Genomic DNA, 20,816 nt, shown 5'->3' on the forward strand with positions numbered 1-20,816 from the left:
TTCCTTTTTGAGAAGTCCTAGTTGGTTTTTGATCAATAAACGATAAATACAATAAAAGGAGAATATAAATGAAGAATTTTTTAAAAATCGTTCCTGTTCCTATTTGTGGATTGATTCTTGGTTTAGCTTCTTTAGGTAACTTATTCAAAGAGTATCATTTGGTTCCTTTAGGTAATTTGTTAGGTATCATTAGCATGGCATTGATGTTACTAATTTTAGGGAAGCTATTTCTATTGTTTGATCACACAAAGCAAAGTTTACATGATCCAATCATCGGTTCAGTTTCACCAACATTCACGATGGCACTTCTAGTGTTGTGTACATACTTTGTTTCTTTTCAAAGTATTGCACCCATCGTCAAACTGATTTGGTTGGCTGCTGTGATTTTTCAAGTTGTACTGGTCTTATACTTCACCTATCGCCATGTAGTGAAAGCTGATCTTTCCATTGAAGTGATTTACCCAAGTTGGTTCATTATTTATGTTGGTTTTGGCGTAATCACGGTTACAGCTGGAAACTTTTTCCCGCTTGTTGGAAAAATATTCTTCTGGTTATCACTTGCCTGCTATATATTCTTACTACCAATCATCCTTCGAAGAGTCTTTTTCGTAAAGAATATGGCACAACCGACGTTACCATTGATCACTATTGTTGCAGCTCCAGGTTCTCTATGCTTGACTGGTTATTTGAAAAATTTTGAGCACCCAAACCTTTACTTGGTACTTGCATTATTCTTAGTATCACAGATTTTGTATTTCATTGTGCTTTCTATGTTGCCACGCTTGTTGAAACTCCATTTCTATCCAAGCTACGCAGCTTTCACTTTCCCATTAGTCATTTCAGCAACAGCTTTGTTTTCTGCCGTACATTATTTGGAACTACACGGCTTACCTGTTGGTCTTTTAAATGTTTTAAAAGTGGTAGAATGTGCAATTGCAACAAGTATGGTCGTATATGTACTTGGCCATTACCTGCTCTTCTTACTAAAAGAGCATAGAAAACAAAAAAATTTCACTGTAAACGAATGGGTCTAGTTTTCTTTCATTTCTAGCTTTTTAACTTTTAACTTTTGTCTTTCTCAACTTTTGTTTTCAATTGTTGATTAAGGCAGAAGTATTTTTGCGTTTTTGTCAGAAATTTCAATTAATGCTACGATAATCAAGGTATTTTTTATTCAAGGATTATTTTATTTATGAAAGGAAACACATACGCATGAAATCTCAGCTCTTTTATTTAAAAATGATAAAAAAATTAGGAGGACGCAAGATTCTTCCAGGATTATTACTGGCTGTCTCAGTAGCCGCTGTTAGCAAGATTCTTGCTTTATTCTTACCTCAACTTGGTGCAGCAACTTTAGCCATATTATTAGGTATTTTACTAGGTAATACTTTTTTCAAGCAACCAAGTCTTGCAATAGGAACAAAATTTGCTGAAAGCAAATTACTAGAATGTTCTGTTTTCCTACTTGGTGCAACTGTTACTGCTCAAACAATTGCAAACATTGGAACAAAAGGTGTGGTGTTTGTCTTATTGCAAATGAGCGTTACAATCATTGGTGCTTACCTGATTGGAAGAAAGCTTCAGTTTAGTGAGACTTCTTCACTCTTGATGGCTGGCGGGAACGCCGTCTGTGGATCATCTGCAATTGCTTCGATCGCACCAGTGATCTATGCGGATGAAGAAGAAAAAGGACAGATCATCACACTGGTTAATCTTTTAGGAACTGTTATGATGTTAACCCTTCCGTTTCTGGGTTTACATTTGTTTGGTGACAACCTGATTGAAAAAAGTGCTCTTTTAGGTGGTACACTTCAATCTGTTGGACAAGTTGTTGCAGGTGCGAGTTTATTAGATGCATCAGTCGTTCAATTTGCTATGCTGTTTAAAATTTTACGTATCATGATGCTAGTTGTTGTTGTGTTTCTATTTGAAAAATTTATGCAGAAAAAAAATCCCAAAATTGCAACAGATCAAAAAAGAACAGGAACAAAACGAAAATTACCTTTGCCTTGGTACGTCTTGGGCTTCGTCCTTTTTTGTATCGTCAATAGCTTATTCAAACTTCCAGCAATTATTGGTCAATCTGCACACTTTATTAGCAATTGGTTCGAAATCACTGCTTTGGCAGCAATCGGATTACGTTTGGATTTTGCAAAATTCATGAAAGAAGGAACAAGATTTCTTTCTTACGGATTAGCTGTTGGTATCCTTCAAACCATCATGGCCTTGTTCTTTATCTGGCTGATCCAACTTTAAGATAAACAACACAGTAAACAGCATAAAAAACTTGAGATCATCCAATCATTTGTCAGTGGATGATCTCAAGCTTTTCTTTGCTTATAGGTTATTTCTAATGATTTTTGTGGTTTAATTTGACGCCTTCAAGTTCCAGTAAAATTTTTTTGATCTGCAATGCTTCCTCTTTTTTCCCCATGTATCCCGTTAGCTGACCATTTTGTCCAATCACTCGGTGACAAGGGACAATAATTGGTAGAGGGTTTACCCGATTCGCTTGTCCAATTGCTCGAACAGATTTAGGGTTCCCAATTGCTTGAGCGATTTCTTTGTAACTGCGGCTTTCCCCATAAGGAATAGCAATCAATGCTTGCCAAACATCTTGCTGGAAGGCTGTACCTGTTTGAATCGATAATGGAACTGTAAACGCTTCTCGCTTTTCAGCAAAATACTCTGAGAATTGTTCTTTTGCTAAATGTAAGATTTCCTGATTCGCATTTTCACTCTCTTCAATCGGAGTAAAACTAACTTTTGTTACTCCTTTTTCATCCGCGTCAAACCAAAGATTTCCAACAATGGTGTTCATCTTCATTATTTTCTTTGTGCCTACTCAACTGATTGATGGTAGGCTTTCCTCCTTAGAATTCTATGTAAAATGCATGCTTTAAACTATTTCAAAAGTTTGTTTCATCATCTACTATCTCAAGAAAAATTGCAACTCGTAATAGCTTTCTTCTTAACTTTTAGCAATTTCTTTAAATAAAAAATTTTTTTAATTTTGAATGAAATGCTACACTAGACATATCAATAATAAAAAGCTCTACTATCCAAACTATCAACTAACCTATTATTAGTTGTTGAGCAACAGAAAGGAACAAACAATGAAAGTCTCTATCGTCGTCCCCTGCTTTAACGAAGAAGCCGCAATTCCACTATTTTTCCAAGAGGTTGAAAAATATCGTGGCACTTATACTTTTGAATACTTATTTATTGATGATGGCTCCAAAGATCAGACCTTACCTGTCATCAAAGATTTAGCCGCTGCACATGATTCCGTGCGCTTCGTCTCATTTTCCAGAAATTTTGGAAAAGAAGCCGCACTATATGCCGGATTGCAAGCTGCAACAGGTGATTTAGTCACCGTCATGGATGTTGACTTGCAAGATCCCCCTGAATTATTGCCAGAAATGATTGAACGAATCTTGACCTCTGATGTTGACTGCATCGGAACAAGACGTTCTACTCGAGAAGGCGAACCCGTGATCCGGAGCTTTTTTGCCAAAAAATTCTATCAATTGATCAACCGAATCAGCGATACTGAAATGGTGGATGGTGCACGGGATTTTCGTTTGATGACGCGTCAAATGGTCAATGCTGTTTTAGAATTAACGGAATACAACCGTTTTTCTAAGGGGCTATTTAGCTGGGTTGGTTTTAAAACAGAATATATTTCTTATGAAAATCGTGAACGTGTAGCTGGAGAAACTTCGTGGTCCTTTTGGAAATTGTTAAGTTATTCGATTGATGGTATTATCAATTTTTCTGACGCTCCTTTAACCTTAGCTGCATTAATTGGTGCACTTTCTTGTATTGGTTCTGGGATTGCAATTTTGTTCATCATTGTTCGTGCTCTTTTGTTCAGTGATCCCACATCTGGCTGGCCTTCGATGGTTTCTATCACCTTATTTATTGGTGGAGTCCAGTTGTTGTGTCTTGGTATTATTGGCAAATATATTGGAAAAATTTTCCATGAAACCAAACGTCGACCTATTTATATCGTTCGAGAAACAGAAAAGATGAAACCTCATCAAATTGATTCTCACTAAAAGATACGTCAATCAAGGTAAATTTTTTTTAAGAGACTAAGGCTAAAATAACCCTTAGTCTCTTTTGTGTTTTACAAAAAGACATAAAAAAACCATCTCACTGATACGAGATGGTTCAGAACTAAATTTTTTGTAATTGTTTATAGTTAATGATAACTACACCTTTGCTTTGGGTCATCAGGTTGGCATTTTCAGCAGTTTCATCAATCTCAACCACTGCAGAATTCTTAAGCTGCTTTGAAATCGTGCCAGTTTGTGGCTTTCCATGTACTGTAAAAGTGACGTGAGTGTCAATTGTAAATTTTTCACCCAATTCTGACGGGACGACATGTGTATCAAATTTTCCAAAAGTTGCCATTTCATAAAACCTGCCTTTCATTACAATTATAGCACATTTTATGAAAAAAATCATGAAATTGAGAAAATCTATGAATATCACTTTACATTAATTAAATTTGGGTTTATAATTTCTTTGGCTTTTGCCAGCTTAGCTCAGTAGGTAGAGCAACGCACTCGTAACGCGTAGGTCACAGGTTCGATCCCTGCAGCTGGCATAAAAAGGTTGTGGCACCAAGCGGTCAGCTCCGAAAAAATAATGAGCAATTGACAAAAATTGCTTTTCATATTTTTGGATAGTTGTAAATTATTTTGAGGAGTTGCTTGGGGAACACCATGAATAGGGTTGTGACACCAAGCGTTCAGCTTCAAGTAATAAAAAATTTTTTCTAGAAATAAAAAGCAGTTGACATAAAGAACTCAGTCCCTAACCAAACAATGTATGAGTCTTGGACATTCTCTTGTCCTAGGCTCCTTTTTATAGCAAAAATCATTTATTTATTTCATATTCAAAAACCCTTTACAGTAAAAGGAAGTTTATCCATGATGAAAAATTATCAGTTTGAATCAAAAATTTATTGTTCTGAAGTTGGTAAAGGTGGTGCCTATGTCATTTTCCCCTACGATGTCCGTAAAGAATTTAATCAAGGACGTGTAAAAGTTCATGCTACTTTTGACGGTGAAGATTATCAAGGAAGTATTGTGAACATGGGCGTGAAAAATGAAGACGGTAGCATTTGCTATATCCTTGGCATCAAAAAAGAAATTCGAAAGAAAATCAAAAAAGAGATTGGCGATACTGTACATGTTTTCGTTCGCCCTCGTTAACTCTCTCGATCTCAAATAAAAAATGGACTCTCTTGGCAGCGAGAGTCCATTTTTTATTTGTAATGATTACCAAACGATTTGTGATTCGCCTGCTTTTATTCCATATGAACAGTTATACTTAGGCTGACCTTACCTTTGTATTCTTGATGAACTTCAATAATTGTACCGCTTGACTGCGCAGGAATGTCCATGGTCCATTGTTCCTTTTCGTCGACAGTTGTTCTTCCAATTTCAACATTGTCTACTTTCGCAATAACAGTCGCTCCTTTGAAGCCTGTTCCTTGTAAATTGGTAGCCGTTTTGTTTTGAACAGTAGGTGGCCACAAAAACCAAGGTGTATCGTCATTAACGAATGAACCGCCAATAATTTTCCCTACTTGGTTCGCCATAAAATTCGCTGAAAAGTCTTCATTTGAAGAAGAAATAAGTTCTTGTACTGCATTACTTCCAGTTCCAGTAAGTGAAAATTCGGCTTCCACTGGTTCAGCATAAATGTTATCCGGTGTTTGAAGAAGCGCTCGACCACGTGCCCAAGTTTTCAGTCCTTCCTTAGAACTAAGTTGGATAGTTGCTTTCCCACCATCACTGCCAAACACTGTTCCTAAACTTTGAAGATTATTATTTGCAATTTTAAAGTTAGCTCCTTCTTCAAAAACGATTTTACCATTACTCATAATTGTTCCTTGTGCTTTTGAACCAGTTGCTTCAAAGGTAGCCCCCTCTTTTACTGTAATATCAGTGTTACTTCCAACAATCCCTGTACTACCGCTTATTTTTGAGGTACTTCCTTGTGCGAAATAAGCAGAACTATCACTGCCAAAGCTAATCGCAGGACCGCCAAATCCATCAACTTCTAATGCTCCTTCATTGACCAATGCCAAATTTGAACTATTGTGTATTCCATGATGTGTACCTTGAACACTTAACGAAGCATTTTTCCCAATTGTAACAGTTGGATTTGTACCAACCATATCAACCCCATTTGTGACGGGATTCGGATAACCAACTCTTGAACTCATATTTGCCGTTGCATTCGGTAAAATAGTTAGTTTATTTCCTTGAAATGCCTCTTCTAAATTGGAAACACAATTAAATTTACCTGCAACTTGTAATTCACCGTAAGGCAAATAAGTAAATTGATGCCCATTTTCAAAATCAATATTCTCCACGCTCAATACGACATTCGGTTGATCGCTCCAAAAGACCCCATAGTTATCCGTATTTTCAATTTTTAAATCTTTTAACGCTATCTGGGAATCTTCAGTAGTAACTTTTATTTGAAATAGATTCGCATTGATTTTATGATTATTGCCATAAATTGTTTTATTTTTAGCATTTGCTAAAATCGTTGCTTTTAGGTCCAAATCATTTTGTAAACTAATTTCTGTAATTGAACTATCAATCAAAGCAGCCTTTAATTGTTCAGGAGTAGAAACTTCGGCTAATCCCTTGTATACTTCGATATTATTTTGTGTGTCTGCATTCGAAATCGTTTGTGCTAGACCAATACTTCCGTTTAGCATCATTGAACAAGCAAATACTGTCCCGGAAAAATAAATTGCTTTTTTTATCATTATTCTTTCCTCCAAAATTTTTTTATTAACGAAATATTTCGTTAATTTTGTAAGTCGTTATTTGCTCTTATTTCACCACTAAATAACCAATACCCTCTTTTTCTAATGGTGCAATCGTATGGCTACCAACGGTTGTTTCTGGAATTTCAGTAAAAATATGGGCATAGTTATCACGGACAGCACTTGCGACATTTAAGTCTTGTGTTTCGCTAAAGTCGCCTACTTCAAGTGTGATACTTAATTTATATTCTCCTGGTTCTAGCCCAGCTAGCACGGTATCTTCAACAATTGCTTGGTACCCATTAAAGACGCCGTTATTGTACCAATCATGGTTTGCACAGGCAAATGTTCCTACCTCTGTCCCATCGGCCGCTGTTAGATGAAGTGTCTTCTTCACAGCATCTTTATTCGTTAAGTCCAAACTACCATTATCGATTGATCCTTCTAAAATCAATCCATAATTTTGCCAGTAGCCTAGTTTGAAGAAATTGATTGTTTGATCTAAATGACTAACGATTTGCGAAACATACTCACTTTCCTTGCCATTAATTACTTGGTTCACGTCGATCTTAGTGCCTTCTGCTTGTGGTTCAATCGTGATTGTCCAACGACCGTCATCTCCAACAGTGCCTGTTCCAAGTAACACGCCATCTACATAGGCATTAATTGTTGCTCCTGGTGTCCCAATTCCGGTTAACTGTTTATCCTTGTCATTCACAACATTGAAAACAGGTGCGTCTACTTTTTCTTCATGCGTAACTACTTGTGAGACTTTGTCACTTTCTTTCCCATCGATTACTTGGTTCACATCAATTTTTGTACCTTCATTTTGTGGTTTCACTGTGATTGTCCAGTTTCCTGTTGAATCTACTGTCCCCGTACCAATCAGCGTACCGTCTACATAGGCATTCACTGTTGCTCCAGGTGTTCCTGTTCCCGTTAATTCTTTGTCTTGGTCAGTCACCGCATTGAAAACAGGAGCATCCACTTTCTCACCGACATAACTTCCACCTTGGATTTTGCTTGTTTTACCTGTGACATATGTAGCCGCAAAATCTGCATTACTTGATTGCATTTTCGTTTGTATCACACTTGATAAATAACCAGACAACGTAAAACTAGCCGTCGTTTTCTGATACTTTTTATCTGGTTGACTAGCTTCACTATTTCCCAAATTCCAAGTGTTGATCCCTGTGGACGAAGCAATAGTAACAGCTGCTGGAGTTGGGTAAGAACCCATAACCACTCCATTTTTATGATGATTTGTAATTGAGAAATTTGCGCCGTCTTCAAATACAATCTCCTCACCTGCAATCAACGTCCCTTGTGTCCCTTTACTTTCTGCGACAAAATCAGCACCTGTTCGTACAAAGATACTTCCTGCAGTAGCTTCAACTGCTTCTTCAATCGCGTCTCCACCCTTTGCCTTCGTGCTACTTCCTGTTTCAAAATTCATTTTGCTCTTTGAAGCTAAGTGAATTGCTTGATGTGAATCCGAAGTAACTTCTAAATTCCCTTGATTTGTCAATGTAAAATTGGTGCCACCATAAATACCAATTGAGCTAGAATGTGTCGTAAAGCTTGCACCTGTTCCAATTGTTAGTTTTGCTTGGTCATAACTCATTGATACTGGTGCCAAAAGAGTAGAATCATTTTCAAATGAAACTTCCGCATCCTTCGCTAGTTCTAGTTCTTTTCCTTGAAAAACTTCCTCTGTCTCCGAATGACTGCTAACTTTTCCGGCCATAATCAGTTTTCCATTTGGTAAGTAAATCATTTGCTTTCCGCTATGGACAATATTTTCATATGTAATTTGTACGTCTTGATCGTCACTCCACATCAAGCCATAGATATCTGTGTTGACGATCTTCGCATTGTCAATCGATCCGATTGAAGAATCTTTATCGAAGTATATTTGATGAGAGTTTGCATCAATCGTATGACCGTTTCCATGAATATGTTTTTCTATTCCCTGAATCGCTACAGTTGACTCTAATGTCAAATCAGTCGATAAGGTGATATCTGAAACGTACTCGTCACTTAACGCATCTTTTAGCTCCTGCCAGTTGGCGACTTCGACTTTCCAACCTCTTTCTTCCAATAGTGCACCGTCTGAGAATTCTTTTTCATTCCCTTGTATTACCTGCGCATTTACCGTACTAGATAACAGTAATGTCGATACCAATACACCTACTAACAAACCACTACGAATCTTCGTGTTTTTCAAAATAATACCTCCTGTTATTTTTATGTATAAAATAATTACAATAATATTATAACAACAGAAAAGTATTAGCGTCAACTTAGTTAAAAATAAAAATACAAGTTTTTTTATTTTTAATATAAGTTATTTTAAGTTTCCTTCATTCATTAGATATAATAAAAGATACCCTTTTCTCCATACGAGGAAGAAAAGGGTATCTTTTATTTGTTCACGAATTCGAACGTATCATTTTTCATTATTTTGTTCCGAATAAACGGTCACCAGCATCTCCTAAACCAGGAACGATGTAGCCTTGTTCATTTAGTTTTTCATCAAGAGCTGCTGTGTAGATGTCAATATCCGGGTGTGCTTCTTGTAAAGCTTTCACGCCTTCTGGTGCAGCAACAAGACAAACAAATTTAATGTTTGATGCGCCACGTGCTTTCAAAGCGTCAATAGCCATGATTGCTGAGCCACCAGTTGCTAACATTGGATCAACTACAAATAATTGACGTACGTCGATATCTTCAGGTAGTTTAACGAAATATTCGTGTGGTTCTAATGTTTCTTCATCACGATATAAACCAATATGGCCAACTTTAGCAGCAGGAATCAATTCTAAGATTCCATCAACCATTCCAATTCCTGCACGCAAGATTGGTACAATTGCTACTTTTTTACCTGACAATGTTTTTTGTGTTGATTCTGTAATTGGTGTTTCAATGACGATATCTTCTAGCGGCATATCACGTGATACTTCATACGCCATTAACATAGCGATTTCATCGACAACTTCACGGAAAACCTTTGTTCCGCAGTTTTTGTCTCGAATAATAGTCAGTTTGTGTTGAATTAATGGATGGTCGATCACTTGAAATTTGCCCATTTTTAGCTCTCCTTTGTTCTGTCGTTTCTTTTTTATTTTAAAACAAAATTCTCAGTTTAGCTAGTCCGAGTTGTCTTTTTCCTGAAGAAAATCATGGTGTAGTGCCATTTGTTTCAAACGAATCAGTTACATTTTCGAAGAAATCACTCCAATTTTATCAAAATCTTCATTCTTCTATTAGTTACTTGTTTTGCTCTACGCTAATCCATTGCTCAACTTTCACTTGGTCAAGAAACACTTAAAAAAAATTTCCTACAAAAAAAAGTAGGACAAAATTTTGTCCTACCTTTTTGTTTCGAATGAACAGTATTCCAAGACAACTTCTCGCTATAATTCACAACGACCTAATCATATAAAAAACTATTTATTTAGAATACAGCGGATATTTTTGCGTTAACTCACGAACACCTTGTTTCACTTCGTCTAACTGTGCATCGTCACCTTTTGATTGCAAGGCTTTCACAACAAGTTCAGCTACTTGAGCTGCATCTTCTTCTTTGAACCCACGTGTAGTGATTGCAGGTGTCCCAATTCGGATACCACTCGTTTTGAATGGACTCAATGTTTCAAATGGAATGGCGTTTTTATTTACTGTGATATTCACACTATCTAAAATCGCCTCTGCTTCTTTCCCATTAAGATCCATCTCACGAACATCAATCAGCAGTAAATGATTGTCAGTGGCACCAGAAATAACACGCGTACCTGTTGCTTGGTTGAACACTTTAACCATCGCTTTAGCATTCGCAACAACTTGTTCGCTATATTCTTTGAACTCTGGTGTCAGGGCTTCTTTAAAGGCAGCCGCTTTTCCGGCAATCACATGCTCCAATGGTCCACCTTGGATCCCTGGGAAGACAGCACTATTGATTTTTTTCGCTAGTTCTTCACTGTTTGTTAAAATCATTCCACCACGTGGACCGCGAAGTGTTTTATGTGTCGTTGTTGTTGTAATGTCTGCATACGGTACTGGACTCGGATGAATACCAGCAGCCACTAAACCAGCAATATGCGCCATATCAACCATTAATTTTGCACCGACTTCATCAGCAATTTCTCTAAATTTCGCAAAATCAATTTCTCTTCCATAAGCACTAGCACCTGCAACAATTAATTTTGGATGGTGTTTTCGTGCTAAAATTCGTACAACATTGTAGTCAATGACTTCTGTTGTTGGATCAACGCCGTAAGCCACAAAATGATACGTTTTCCCACTGAAATTCACTGGTGATCCATGTGTTAGATGTCCACCTGCAGAAAGATCCATGCCTAAAATCGTATCACCAGGTTCTACCAAGGCAAGGTATGCCGCAGTATTTGCTTGTGAACCAGAATGTGGTTGAACATTTGCAAATTTGGCACCAAATAATTCTTTGGCACGGTCAATTGCTAAATTTTCCACGATATCAACAAATTCACAGCCGCCATAGTAACGATGTCCAGGATATCCTTCAGCGTATTTGTTGGTTAAAATACTTCCTTGGGCTGCCATCACCGCTTCAGAAACAACATTCTCAGAAGCAATCAGTTCCAAATTATTTTCTTGTCGCTCTTTTTCACGTGCAATCGCATTCCATAGATCAGGGTCAAACGTTTTGTAGTCTACCACAAACAACAGCTCCTTTTAACTAGTATACTGCATTGTATCATACTAAAAATTCATCGTAAAAAGTATTAAACTAATTTTCAAAATAATTTTGAGCCGCTGCTTTTTTCAAACGATTCATGTAAGCGACACCTAGCCCTTCGTTAGGGAAAACTTGAACAAAAATCAAGTCCAATCCAAGCATTGGTTCATCTAAACCACGTAGACCCGCAAACAAACCTTTTGCCGCAGCCTCAACAGAATCATCATGAAACATGTACACAGCTGCCGTATCAAATCGTGTCTCTTCTGCAACTTTGGGACCAGCAATCACACCCACTCTGAGCCCTTTAGTTTTTGCCCAATTGATAGCATCTGCCCAATCTTGCGTATGAACCATCAAAACTTTTGTGTCAGGTGAATAATGTTTGTATTTCATTCCTGGTGATTTTGGTGTCTCAGATTCTTTCACCAGATGTTGATCCACAGAAACTTCTCCTACAACTTCTTCCAACTGTTCTTTTGTCACCGCGCCTGGTCGTAAAATCATTGGTGCTGCATCCGGGTTACTTAAATCGATCACGGTTGATTCTACGCCAATTCGAGTTGCTCCGTCTTCAATGATCCCAGTGATTTTTCCATGTAGATCGTGGTACACATGATCTGCTGTCGTCGGACTTGGCTTACCTGACGTGTTTGCACTAGGACCAACTAGAGGGACACCTGCTTGGCGAATAACCTCAAGTGTTTTTTTGTTATCTGGCATCCGAAAAGCAGCTGTGGATAAGCCACCAGTTACGACACTTGGTAACTTGTCCTTTTTGATTTCAAAAATCAGCGTCAAGGGTCCGGGCCAGAAATTTTCAACAATTTTAGCCGTTGCTGGATGAAAGTTATCCACATATTCTTTTACTTGGTCAAACGAAGCAACATGGATGATCAACGGATTATCTTGCGGTCGTCCTTTGACCGCAAATACCTTCGCAACCGAATCGGCTAAAAGTGCATTAGCACCTAATCCGTAGACCGTTTCTGTTGGAAAAGCTACCAGTGATCCGTCACGTAATGCTTGGGCCGCTTCTTTCAGTTCTGATTCATTATATCGTTTTGTTTCCACAGTCTATCCACATCCCTTTTTTTGAAAATCCTTGATTTTTTACGATTTATCCTCAGGTTATCCCCATGTTGTTGGTAAGTTATTTGTCAATAGTGGATAAGTATGTTGATAAGTGTTAAAATCGCTTTTTTAACTGTTATATCAGTGTTCTTTTATCATAAAAAAACATTAAAAAATTTTTTCATCCACAGACCTGTTAATAAACTTGGATCATTCGTTCGTTTCCCGACAGATCTTTTTTTACTATAACTGTTTTATATGGAAATGCCTCTTGAAAGATTTTTTGAACCGCCTTTCCTTGACGAAAACCGATTTCAAGAAAAATCTTTCCTTCTTTAGTCAAAACAGCGGGTGCTTCTTTTGCGATTTTTCGATAAATTGCTAAACCATCATCCTCTGCAAACAACGCCATTTTCGGTTCAAACGTCCGAACGCTCTCGTCCATCAAATGCCATTCTGTGTGACTGATATACGGTGGGTTAGAAACAATCACATCGAAACGTTGGCCTAGAACTGGTTCCAATGTATCCCCTAGAAAAAAGTCGATTTCTGTTTGTTCTTTTTTAGCATTTTCTTTCGCGACAGCAAGAGCAGACGCAGATAAATCTACTGCCGAAACTTGCCATTCGGGTCTTTCAGCTTTTAAACTAATGGCAATTGCACCTGTTCCCGTTCCAATATCAATAACCGCTGGTTCAGAATTCGCTACTTCTGACAAGCACCAGTCCACCAGTTCTTCTGTTTCTGGACGTGGAATAAGTGTTGCCTCCGTTACTTTTAGTCGATGTCCATAAAAATCTGCATAGCCCAATAAGTATTGAGGAGGATGATTTTCCATTAGTAATTTCAGATCTGCTTGAATCAAGCATTGGTCGGCTGCTGAAATCTCCTCATTCATGTGCAATAGCCAATCTAATTTTTTCCATTTTTTTCTTTCTAGAAACAAGAATTGGATACTGTAGCCTTCTTTCCCTTGTGCCTCTAAAAAAGAAGAAGCCCCTAACAAGGCTTCTCGATATGTCTTCTTATCCATTTTGCATAGCTTCCAGTTTAGAAGTTTGATCATACATAATCAAGGCGTCTACGATTTCATCTAATTTTCCAGCTAAAATTTGATCTAATTTTTGAATCGTTAATCCGATTCGGTGATCGGTTACTCGGTTTTGTGGGAAGTTATACGTACGGATACGCTCTGAACGATCACCTGTACCAACCGCTGATTTTCTGGTTGCATCATATTCGCTTTGTGCTTCTTGTTGGATTTTATCATACACACGTGCACGTAAAATCTTCATTGCTTTCTCGCGGTTCTTCAATTGTGACCGCTCATCTTGCATAGCTACCACGATTCCTGTTGGTAAGTGAGTCAAGCGAACAGCAGATGCCGTTTTATTGACGTGCTGTCCACCAGCACCAGATGCATGATAAATATCTGTACGAATATCTTTGTCTTCAATATCGATTTCAACTTCTTCTGCTTCTGGCATAACAACAACTGTAGCAGTTGATGTATGGATACGCCCTTGTGATTCAGTTGATGGTACACGTTGTACACGATGTGCGCCACTTTCATATTTTAATTTTGAATACACATTTTCACCAGTAATCATCATAATCACTTCTTTATATCCGCCAATACCAGTGATATTTGCTTCCATCACTTCAGTTTTCCAACCCTGTGCTTCTGCATATTTTTGATACATATTGAATAAATCCCCTGCGAACAAGGCTGCTTCGTCTCCGCCAGCAGCGCCACGAATTTCCATAATAATATTCTTATCATCATTGGGATCTTTCGGTAAAAGTAAGATTTTGATGCGATCTTCCAAAACCTCTTTTTCTTTTTTTAGATCCGCTAACTCTTCTTTTGCCATTTCGGCCATTTCATCATCGAGCTTTTCACCTAAAAGTTCTTCCGTATCAGAAATTCCTTGGACAACTTCTTTATAACGACGATAAACTTCAACTGTTTCACGCGTATTTGCTTCTTCTTTTGATAATTCCATAAAGCGTTTTGTATCCGTAATGACTTCTGGATCACTCAGTAACTCACCCAGTTCTTCATAACGGTCTTCAATTGATTGTAATTGATCGTACATGCTTATTCTCCTTCTTTGATAACTGGTGGATGAAAATAATGATGTCTACATACTGGATAGTATGCTTCATTTCCACCAATTTGGACTTGATCTCCTTCATAGACAGGCTGATCGTCGATATAATGTAAATTCATGATTGCTTTTTTGTGACAGAACCAACAGATTGTTTTCATTTCTTCAATCTTGTCAGCATAAAGCAATAAGTATTTTGATCCTTCAAATAACTCATTTCGAAAATCATTTTTCAAACCAAATGCCATAACTGGAATATTTAGTTCGTCAACAATTCTTGTGAACGCAATGACATCCTTTTTCTTCAAAAATTGCGCTTCATCAATCAAGACACAATAAGGTCTTTTTTCATCAATCATTTGGCTGATCAATTCAAATACATCTGTTTCTTCAAAAACTGGTGTTGCTTCTCGCTTCAAACCAATTCGGCTTGAAACAACGCCAATCCCATCACGTGTATCAACACCGCTGGTCATTAATACAACATTTTTTCCTTGTTCTTCGTAGTTATGCGCTACTTTTAGAATCTCAATTGTTTTACCGCTATTCATTGCGCCATATTTAAAAAAAAGTTGTGCCATTTATTCGTTCACCTTCCAGTTTGTTCCTAAGGTATTATACTTGATTTTCATCATTTTTTACAGTGACAATTTTTAACCAGACTGAAATAAGTTTGAAAAGCCATTTTTAGTTGGCTCAAATTCACCTAAGCAAAGAGGAGACTCGTCTTGTTTTTTCTTTGGATCAATCTAATAAATTTTTTTCAGTTGACCTGAAAATTTATGTTACAATCAGTTTCTCATCAATGAGAACAAAGGAGATGTTTTATGTCTGAAAATGTTTTTAACCAGATGGCGAATCATTACGATACACCTGACAGATTGGCGCTCGCGGAAATTATTCGTGCAGAAATCCGTCAAAATTTTCCCAAAGAAACAAGTCAAAAAGTTTTTATTGACTACGGTGGTGGCACCGGACTTGTTAGTTTACCCTTGGCAAACTTATTCAAGGAGACTTGGATCATGGACGCTTCTGAAGCAATGTTAACTGTTACTAATCAAAAAATAAATCATAGTCACTTACGCGATGTGCATACTCAGTTAGCCGACTTAACAAATGATCTCCCTAACCAAAAAGCAGATCTTCTATTGGTATCTTTAGTACTTTTACATATTCCTGATACTAAATTGATTCTTAAAAAGCTAGCAGATTTATTAAATCCTGGTGGTCAGTTATTCATTGTCGACTTCAATAAAAATGAAGCAGTCAATCATCCAAAAGTCCATAATGGATTTAAGCATGAAGAGTTGAAACAATCATTGGCAGAAGCTGGACTAACACCAATAAAATTAGAAACTTTCCATGAAGGAAAAAATCTTTTCATGAAGCAATCAGCTTCTTTATTCTTAGCCATTAGTCAGAAATAAAAAACCAAGAAACAATCTTCAAAGATTGTTTCTTGGTTTTTGTTTTTTCGTTAGTTGCTCTTTACTTTTTCTAAGCTGCTCGCTCGAAGCCATAATCTTCTCCTCGGTGTTTCCAAAACAACTCCTCCATAAAACTTGCATCCACTTCAAAATATGGAAAGCTATTTTGAGTGTCTGCTCTCTATCTTTTCGTAGCTAGACACTTCTTTCACAACCTTAACTAATCAGCGAGATTTCCGTCAATGGCCAATAACGGAAAACTACTTTTCCTTGAACCAATTTCTCATCAACCAAACCAAAAATTCGGCTATCTTTTGAAATCAAGCGATTATCGCCTAGAACCAAATAATTTCCTTTTGGCACTGTGTATTCAAAATTACTAGTAAAATTTGTTGAATTTTCCGCTTGGATTTGGAATGATTCGTTATAGGAATACTCGTTTTGCAATTTGTCATTCGCAAACTTTTCTTTGTACTCATCCAAATAAGATTCATCATATTCTTTCCCATTGATTGTCAGCTGATCGTTGACCATTTTCACCGTGTCACCAGGCATCCCAATGATTCGTTTCACGATCATTCGCTCTTCATCTTCTGGTTCTTTCGTGGTAATAATATCAAAACGCTCATATTTTGAAATTTTAGATGAAATCAGTCGCTGTCCATCACTTAATGTTGGATCCATCGAATGTCCATTGACAGTGACTGGTGTAAAGACAAAGATTCTGGCTAGCAAAATAGCTGCTAAAACGAGAATCAATACGCCCCAGTTTTTCAAAAAATTTTTCACACTATCCCTCCTTTTGTCTTCTGCATTCGTTTTTTATTCTCTTTATTCGTTTAAAAACAAAACTTGATAACATAAGATTATGCTTACCTTTTATTCTACATTTTTTACAGAATAAAGAAAAGAAAAAGTGTCATTTTTAGTAACCTCTGTCTTTCAATTTTTGGCATAAAAAAGAAGAACTTGCCTCTTTTCCCAAAAGAAACGATCTGTTTTCTTTTAGAAATGTTTACTAGCAAGTTTCACTTTTTTATGAATGTTTTCGACGCTGACTTCGACTGTAAACGACTGGTTCGTCTGTAGCTGTTTGAGGCTGCTCTTTTTTCGCTATCAATTTTAGACGATACGGCTCATGATAGCGCAGACCATCTTTCACGAAATCACCACCAACAATAAAAAGTCCTACTGGATTGATTGTTTCTTGGCCAGCTTTTGTATGGATTTTACCCACTTCAACTAATTCCGAATAGTTTTTCCCAATCTTCAACACATATTCATGCTCACTTACTTTTTTGACATAATAATATGGATATAACGTATTGCGATCAACTAAAAAACCATCCATTCGACCAAGGTCATTGACTTTGATTTGTCCCTTTTCAATCAAGTAAGTCATATTTTCAGCCAATTGCAACTGATAATCCTCATTGTAGTCAACAGGCACTTCTTCTGTGTCAACTGATTGAAGTGTATTTCCTGTTTGAATGCCACTTTCCGTTTGGATATTGAAGGCTTCATCTGGCAAATACTTAACAAACACTTGCGTGACATCTGCTTTTGAGTTTTTATCAAAGAAGTAATAAAAGACGTTTAAAACGATAAAATAAACTAAAACTAAAAAAACAATCCCATAAAGGAAAAATTGTAAATAATTTTGATTTTGCCATAAACCAAAAATGATTCGCAATAAATACATCGTTGGAATGACACTTAAAATCGTGTATCCACGATTCAAATATTTTGGACTAATATCCAGATAACCTAAAAATTTATGCACACCATTGATCAAATCTAATAGAAATGTCATTGATTATCACCTACTTGCTGATTGCTCATTTGTGTTCCTGCTTTTTGTGTTGTAGCAGCATCTTGCGAGTTTACTGTCTCTGCTTCTGATGTTGCATCCTTTCCAGTCACATCACTAGTCATAGTGGAATCATCTTCAGTCTCAGATGAACTCGTGGTTGGTGTTTGATTGTTCGTATCGTTGTTCACCGATCCAGAATCCACTACACCAAAATTATTTTTTGAACTACTTGTAGGTGTTTCATAAGTTGTTGAATCTGTTGTTTCAACTCCTGTTTCTGTTGATTGAGTGTTTGGCAAAGAAGAACTGGTTGGTGTCGTTTCTTCTGTAGTTGGCGGCGTGGAGTTTGAGCTAGGAGCCCGATAACTTGAGCTGTTGACTACGCCGGTTGCAGTTGCCACGATTGTTGAGATGGTCAACACTGCGATTGGTTTTAAAATCGGTGCTACTTTTCGCATCATATCTCTTCCTTTTCTACTATCATCTGATCTTTCTATGATACTTGATATTTATCATGATTCTTTTATTTTTTTCTTACGTTTTTATGAAGTTTTTATTGATTTGCTAAATATTCCTTTGCTTCGCGATTCACTTTTTTCAAATCAATCCCTTGCTGTTTAGCAGAAAATACACAGCCACAATAACATTGGCGATAGATATCGTATTCCTTACACATCTGAATCGAACGTTCATAGCCCTTATTCTTCTTAAAGTCACTTGGTAAATAATGAGTGCCATATATTTTTTGGACATCCATTCCAATTTGATTGATTAATGCCGCATTTTTTTTTGGTGAGATCGTTAGGGCACTACCAAAATAATCATAACCTAATTCTTGTGCTTTTTGTGCCACTAGATCCAAACGCATGTTGAAGCAAGCTGTACAACGTTCGCCACCTTCTTTTTCATTTTCTAACTGATTTTCCAAAACCATTTTGTTAAAGACACTAGGGCGATACTCATCGACAATTAACTTTACTTGATGGTTGGTTTTTTGATTGAACTCATCAACAAACCGTTGTTGTTCTGCTAGTCGACGTAAGTATTCACTTTTAGGATGAATATTCGAGTTTGAAAAGAATAAAGTGACTTCCGCATGCTCTGACATAAATTCCAAGGTATGGGTGCTACAAGGCGCACAACAAGTATGGATTAGAATGGTTGGCTTTTTTTGTGCCAACTCCCATTGTTTAATCATTTTTTTTAGAACAGAATCATAATTTATTTTTTGATTCTTCATTTTTTCAATTATTCCTGTGGCATCAACTACTTCCGTCACGCCAGTTCACCTCTTTTTAAAATGTTGCTTCATTATATGCTATTTTTTCATAAACAAAAAGACGAATCTCACACTTATTTTAGCGATTTTTTTGAGCTTTTGCATTTGCACCTGTTATACTGTTAGCAACAACTCAAAGAAGGAGGCTTGCTTTTTTTGAAAATTGAGCTTTTTTTGCGTAAAACGCAACGGCACACCCAACGATTTATTACGAATCACTTTACTTCGATTCAAATTATTGTGTCTTATTATATTTTGATGACTATCCTTTCATTAGGGTTGTTTTACTTACCTGTTTTTCGAGAAAAAGGTAGCCACGTGCCCTTTGTCGATATGCTGTTTATGGCAATCAGCACGGTTAGCGTGACTGGTCTTTCTACTTTTGATATCAATTCGGTATTCAATGATTCTGGCATTATTTTATTGGAAGTTCTGTTTCAAATCGGTGGGTTAGGTATCATGATGATCTCAACTGCTTTCATTATTTTATCCAAAAAGCGCATTACGTTACGTCAACGACAACTGATTATGACCGATATGAACCAGCCACGACTTTCGGGAATCGTGCGCTTGATTCGGACAACCTTTTCTATTCTGATTTGGTTTCAAGTGATTTTTGGTACATTATTTTCAATTTATTTCTACTATCAAGGGTACTTTGAACGCTGGCGCGATGCTATCTTCTATGGTTTTTATCAAGCGATATCAGCCGTGACCAATTCTGGCTTTGACGTGACTGGTGATTCCATTAAACCTTTTGCTCATGACTATCCGTTTTTGATTGCTATCATGTTTTTGATTTTCATTGGTGGGATTGGTTTTCCAGTTTTAATGGAAGTTCGTGAATGGTTTTTGTATCGAAAACGAAAAGAACGTTTGCCTTTTCGTTTCTCTTTATTTACTAAATTAGCCGTTTTGGCTTTTATCATTTTATTTGTCAGTGGGACATTGTTGATTTATTTATTGGAAAAAGATCACCTCTTCCATTCTTCCAGTCAAGGTGTCCAATGGATTAATTCCATGTTCTATTCAATGACTACACGGAATGCTGGACTTCAAATCCATGATTTAGGTAATTTTCAAATCACCACATTAATTGTTTTTTCGTTACTGATGTTTATCGGATGTAGTCCAAGCTCTGTCGGTGGCGGTATTCGAACAACAACCGTTGCAATCATTGGTCTTTATCTTTACTCTTTCTTGAAAAGTGAAGATAACATCAATATTTTTGGGCGAAGAATCGATGATGATGATGTTCGTAAATCCGTTGTGGTATTTATGCTATCCCTTGGCATGTGTTTCTTCTGTATCTTGTTTTTATCGGCAACAGAAGAGCAATCTCTAATTGCAATTATCGTAGAGGTCACCTCTGCTTTTGGGACAACTGGTCTTTCATTAGGTATCACCCCTGATCTTTCTGTCATTGGGAAAATCACAATTGCCGGGCTGATGTTTATCGGACGAATTGGTATGCTTTACACATTGATGTTGTTCGTACCAAAAGAAACACGAGATTTAGGTTATGAATATCCATCAGAAAAAATTATTATTGGATAATATATATAAAAACCTAACTACGTAATCAAATCGATTAGA

General features: G+C 37.0%; 20 protein-coding genes and 1 tRNA gene. 7 read left to right on the forward strand and 14 right to left on the reverse strand.

Annotated features, from left to right (window positions below):
• The first annotated feature begins 68 nt into the window (after nt 1–68).
• Nucleotides 69–1,034, forward strand: a complete 966-nt coding sequence (locus AC4BC3_RS10500; protein ID WP_490466467.1) for a TDT family transporter — start codon at nt 69–71, stop codon at nt 1,032–1,034.
• Between the two features lie 178 nt (nt 1,035–1,212).
• Complete coding sequence (locus tag AC4BC3_RS10505) at nt 1,213–2,256, forward strand: YeiH family protein (RefSeq protein WP_490466468.1); 1,044 nt, start codon at nt 1,213–1,215, stop codon at nt 2,254–2,256.
• Between the two features lie 94 nt (nt 2,257–2,350).
• Here AC4BC3_RS10505 and AC4BC3_RS10510 read toward each other — a convergent pair whose 3' ends face one another.
• Nucleotides 2,351–2,827 (reverse strand): methylated-DNA--[protein]-cysteine S-methyltransferase, encoded by a 477-nt coding sequence (locus AC4BC3_RS10510; RefSeq protein WP_490466469.1) that lies wholly within the window; start codon nt 2,825–2,827, stop codon nt 2,351–2,353.
• Between the two features lie 289 nt (nt 2,828–3,116).
• Between AC4BC3_RS10510 and AC4BC3_RS10515 the strand changes: the two genes are divergently transcribed.
• Nucleotides 3,117–4,061: a glycosyltransferase family 2 protein gene (locus tag AC4BC3_RS10515; protein ID WP_490466470.1), complete on the forward strand. Its 945-nt coding sequence runs from the start codon at nt 3,117–3,119 to the stop codon at nt 4,059–4,061.
• Between the two features lie 121 nt (nt 4,062–4,182).
• On the opposite strand, the gene AC4BC3_RS10520 is transcribed toward AC4BC3_RS10515, so the two are convergent.
• Complete coding sequence (locus AC4BC3_RS10520; RefSeq protein WP_067482796.1) at nt 4,183–4,419, reverse strand: hypothetical protein; 237 nt, start codon at nt 4,417–4,419, stop codon at nt 4,183–4,185.
• 123 nt (nt 4,420–4,542) lie between these two features.
• On the opposite strand from AC4BC3_RS10520, the gene AC4BC3_RS10525 reads away from it, so the two are divergent.
• Both AC4BC3_RS10525 and AC4BC3_RS10530 read left to right on the forward strand, forming a co-directional pair.
• Nucleotides 4,543–4,615 (forward strand) — tRNA-Thr (locus AC4BC3_RS10525).
• Between the two features lie 328 nt (nt 4,616–4,943).
• Nucleotides 4,944–5,225 (forward strand): DUF1905 domain-containing protein, encoded by a 282-nt coding sequence (locus AC4BC3_RS10530; protein ID WP_206911147.1) that lies wholly within the window; start codon nt 4,944–4,946, stop codon nt 5,223–5,225.
• A gap of 95 nt (nt 5,226–5,320) precedes the next feature.
• On the opposite strand, the gene AC4BC3_RS10535 is transcribed toward AC4BC3_RS10530, so the two are convergent.
• The 8 genes from AC4BC3_RS10535 to AC4BC3_RS10570 all read right to left on the reverse strand — a co-directional run bounded on the left by AC4BC3_RS10535 (nt 5,321) and on the right by AC4BC3_RS10570 (nt 15,282).
• Nucleotides 5,321–6,799, reverse strand: a complete 1,479-nt coding sequence (locus AC4BC3_RS10535; RefSeq protein WP_490466471.1) for a pectate lyase-like adhesive domain-containing protein — start codon at nt 6,797–6,799, stop codon at nt 5,321–5,323.
• A gap of 67 nt (nt 6,800–6,866) precedes the next feature.
• Nucleotides 6,867–9,026 (reverse strand): Ig-like domain-containing protein, encoded by a 2,160-nt coding sequence (locus AC4BC3_RS10540; RefSeq protein WP_490466472.1) that lies wholly within the window; start codon nt 9,024–9,026, stop codon nt 6,867–6,869.
• 232 nt (nt 9,027–9,258) lie between these two features.
• Nucleotides 9,259–9,888 carry a uracil phosphoribosyltransferase gene (upp, locus tag AC4BC3_RS10545; RefSeq protein ID WP_067482804.1) on the reverse strand — a complete coding sequence of 210 codons (630 nt, stop codon included), beginning with the start codon at nt 9,886–9,888 and terminating at the stop codon, nt 9,259–9,261.
• 364 nt (nt 9,889–10,252) lie between these two features.
• Nucleotides 10,253–11,497, reverse strand: coding sequence for a serine hydroxymethyltransferase (gene glyA, locus AC4BC3_RS10550; protein ID WP_206911143.1), 1,245 nt, complete (start codon nt 11,495–11,497; stop codon nt 10,253–10,255).
• A gap of 70 nt (nt 11,498–11,567) precedes the next feature.
• A complete protein-coding gene (locus AC4BC3_RS10555; protein WP_206911142.1) occupies nt 11,568–12,590 on the reverse strand; it encodes an L-threonylcarbamoyladenylate synthase in 1,023 nt (340 codons plus the stop codon).
• Nucleotides 12,591–12,786: 196 nt separating this feature from the next.
• Entirely contained in the window at nt 12,787–13,623 is an 837-nt protein-coding gene (gene prmC / locus AC4BC3_RS10560; RefSeq protein ID WP_490466473.1) for a peptide chain release factor N(5)-glutamine methyltransferase, read from the reverse strand.
• A complete protein-coding gene (prfA, locus tag AC4BC3_RS10565; RefSeq protein WP_206897569.1) occupies nt 13,616–14,689 on the reverse strand; it encodes a peptide chain release factor 1 in 1,074 nt (357 codons plus the stop codon). The genes prmC and prfA overlap by 8 nt, the downstream gene beginning before the upstream one ends.
• Nucleotides 14,690–14,691: 2 nt before the next feature.
• Complete coding sequence (locus AC4BC3_RS10570; RefSeq protein WP_490466474.1) at nt 14,692–15,282, reverse strand: thymidine kinase; 591 nt, start codon at nt 15,280–15,282, stop codon at nt 14,692–14,694.
• Nucleotides 15,283–15,528: 246 nt separating this feature from the next.
• Here AC4BC3_RS10570 and AC4BC3_RS10575 point away from each other — a divergent pair, with 246 nt between their 5' ends.
• Nucleotides 15,529–16,128, forward strand: a complete 600-nt coding sequence (locus AC4BC3_RS10575) for a class I SAM-dependent methyltransferase (protein WP_206911136.1) — start codon at nt 15,529–15,531, stop codon at nt 16,126–16,128.
• A gap of 216 nt (nt 16,129–16,344) precedes the next feature.
• Here the strand turns inward: AC4BC3_RS10575 and lepB are convergent, their stop codons facing one another.
• The 4 genes from lepB to AC4BC3_RS10595 form a co-directional block, all read right to left on the reverse strand.
• Nucleotides 16,345–16,917 carry a signal peptidase I gene (gene lepB, locus AC4BC3_RS10580; protein ID WP_206911133.1) on the reverse strand — a complete coding sequence of 191 codons (573 nt, stop codon included), beginning with the start codon at nt 16,915–16,917 and terminating at the stop codon, nt 16,345–16,347.
• Nucleotides 16,918–17,164: 247 nt separating this feature from the next.
• Nucleotides 17,165–17,941, reverse strand: a complete 777-nt coding sequence (locus AC4BC3_RS10585) for a DUF6681 family protein (protein WP_206911130.1) — start codon at nt 17,939–17,941, stop codon at nt 17,165–17,167.
• Entirely contained in the window at nt 17,938–18,399 is a 462-nt protein-coding gene (locus AC4BC3_RS10590) for a hypothetical protein (protein ID WP_490466475.1), read from the reverse strand. Before AC4BC3_RS10590 ends, AC4BC3_RS10585 begins: the two co-directional genes overlap by 4 nt.
• 95 nt (nt 18,400–18,494) lie before the next feature.
• Nucleotides 18,495–19,181 carry an epoxyqueuosine reductase QueH gene (locus tag AC4BC3_RS10595; RefSeq protein WP_490467314.1) on the reverse strand — a complete coding sequence of 229 codons (687 nt, stop codon included), beginning with the start codon at nt 19,179–19,181 and terminating at the stop codon, nt 18,495–18,497.
• A 195-nt stretch (nt 19,182–19,376) separates the two neighbouring features.
• Between AC4BC3_RS10595 and AC4BC3_RS10600 the strand changes: the two genes are divergently transcribed.
• Nucleotides 19,377–20,777 (forward strand): TrkH family potassium uptake protein, encoded by a 1,401-nt coding sequence (locus AC4BC3_RS10600; protein ID WP_490466476.1) that lies wholly within the window; start codon nt 19,377–19,379, stop codon nt 20,775–20,777.
• The last annotated feature ends 39 nt before the right edge of the window (nt 20,778–20,816 follow it).

The organism is Enterococcus sp. AAFC-DPL-6103 (genome assembly GCF_058216595.1).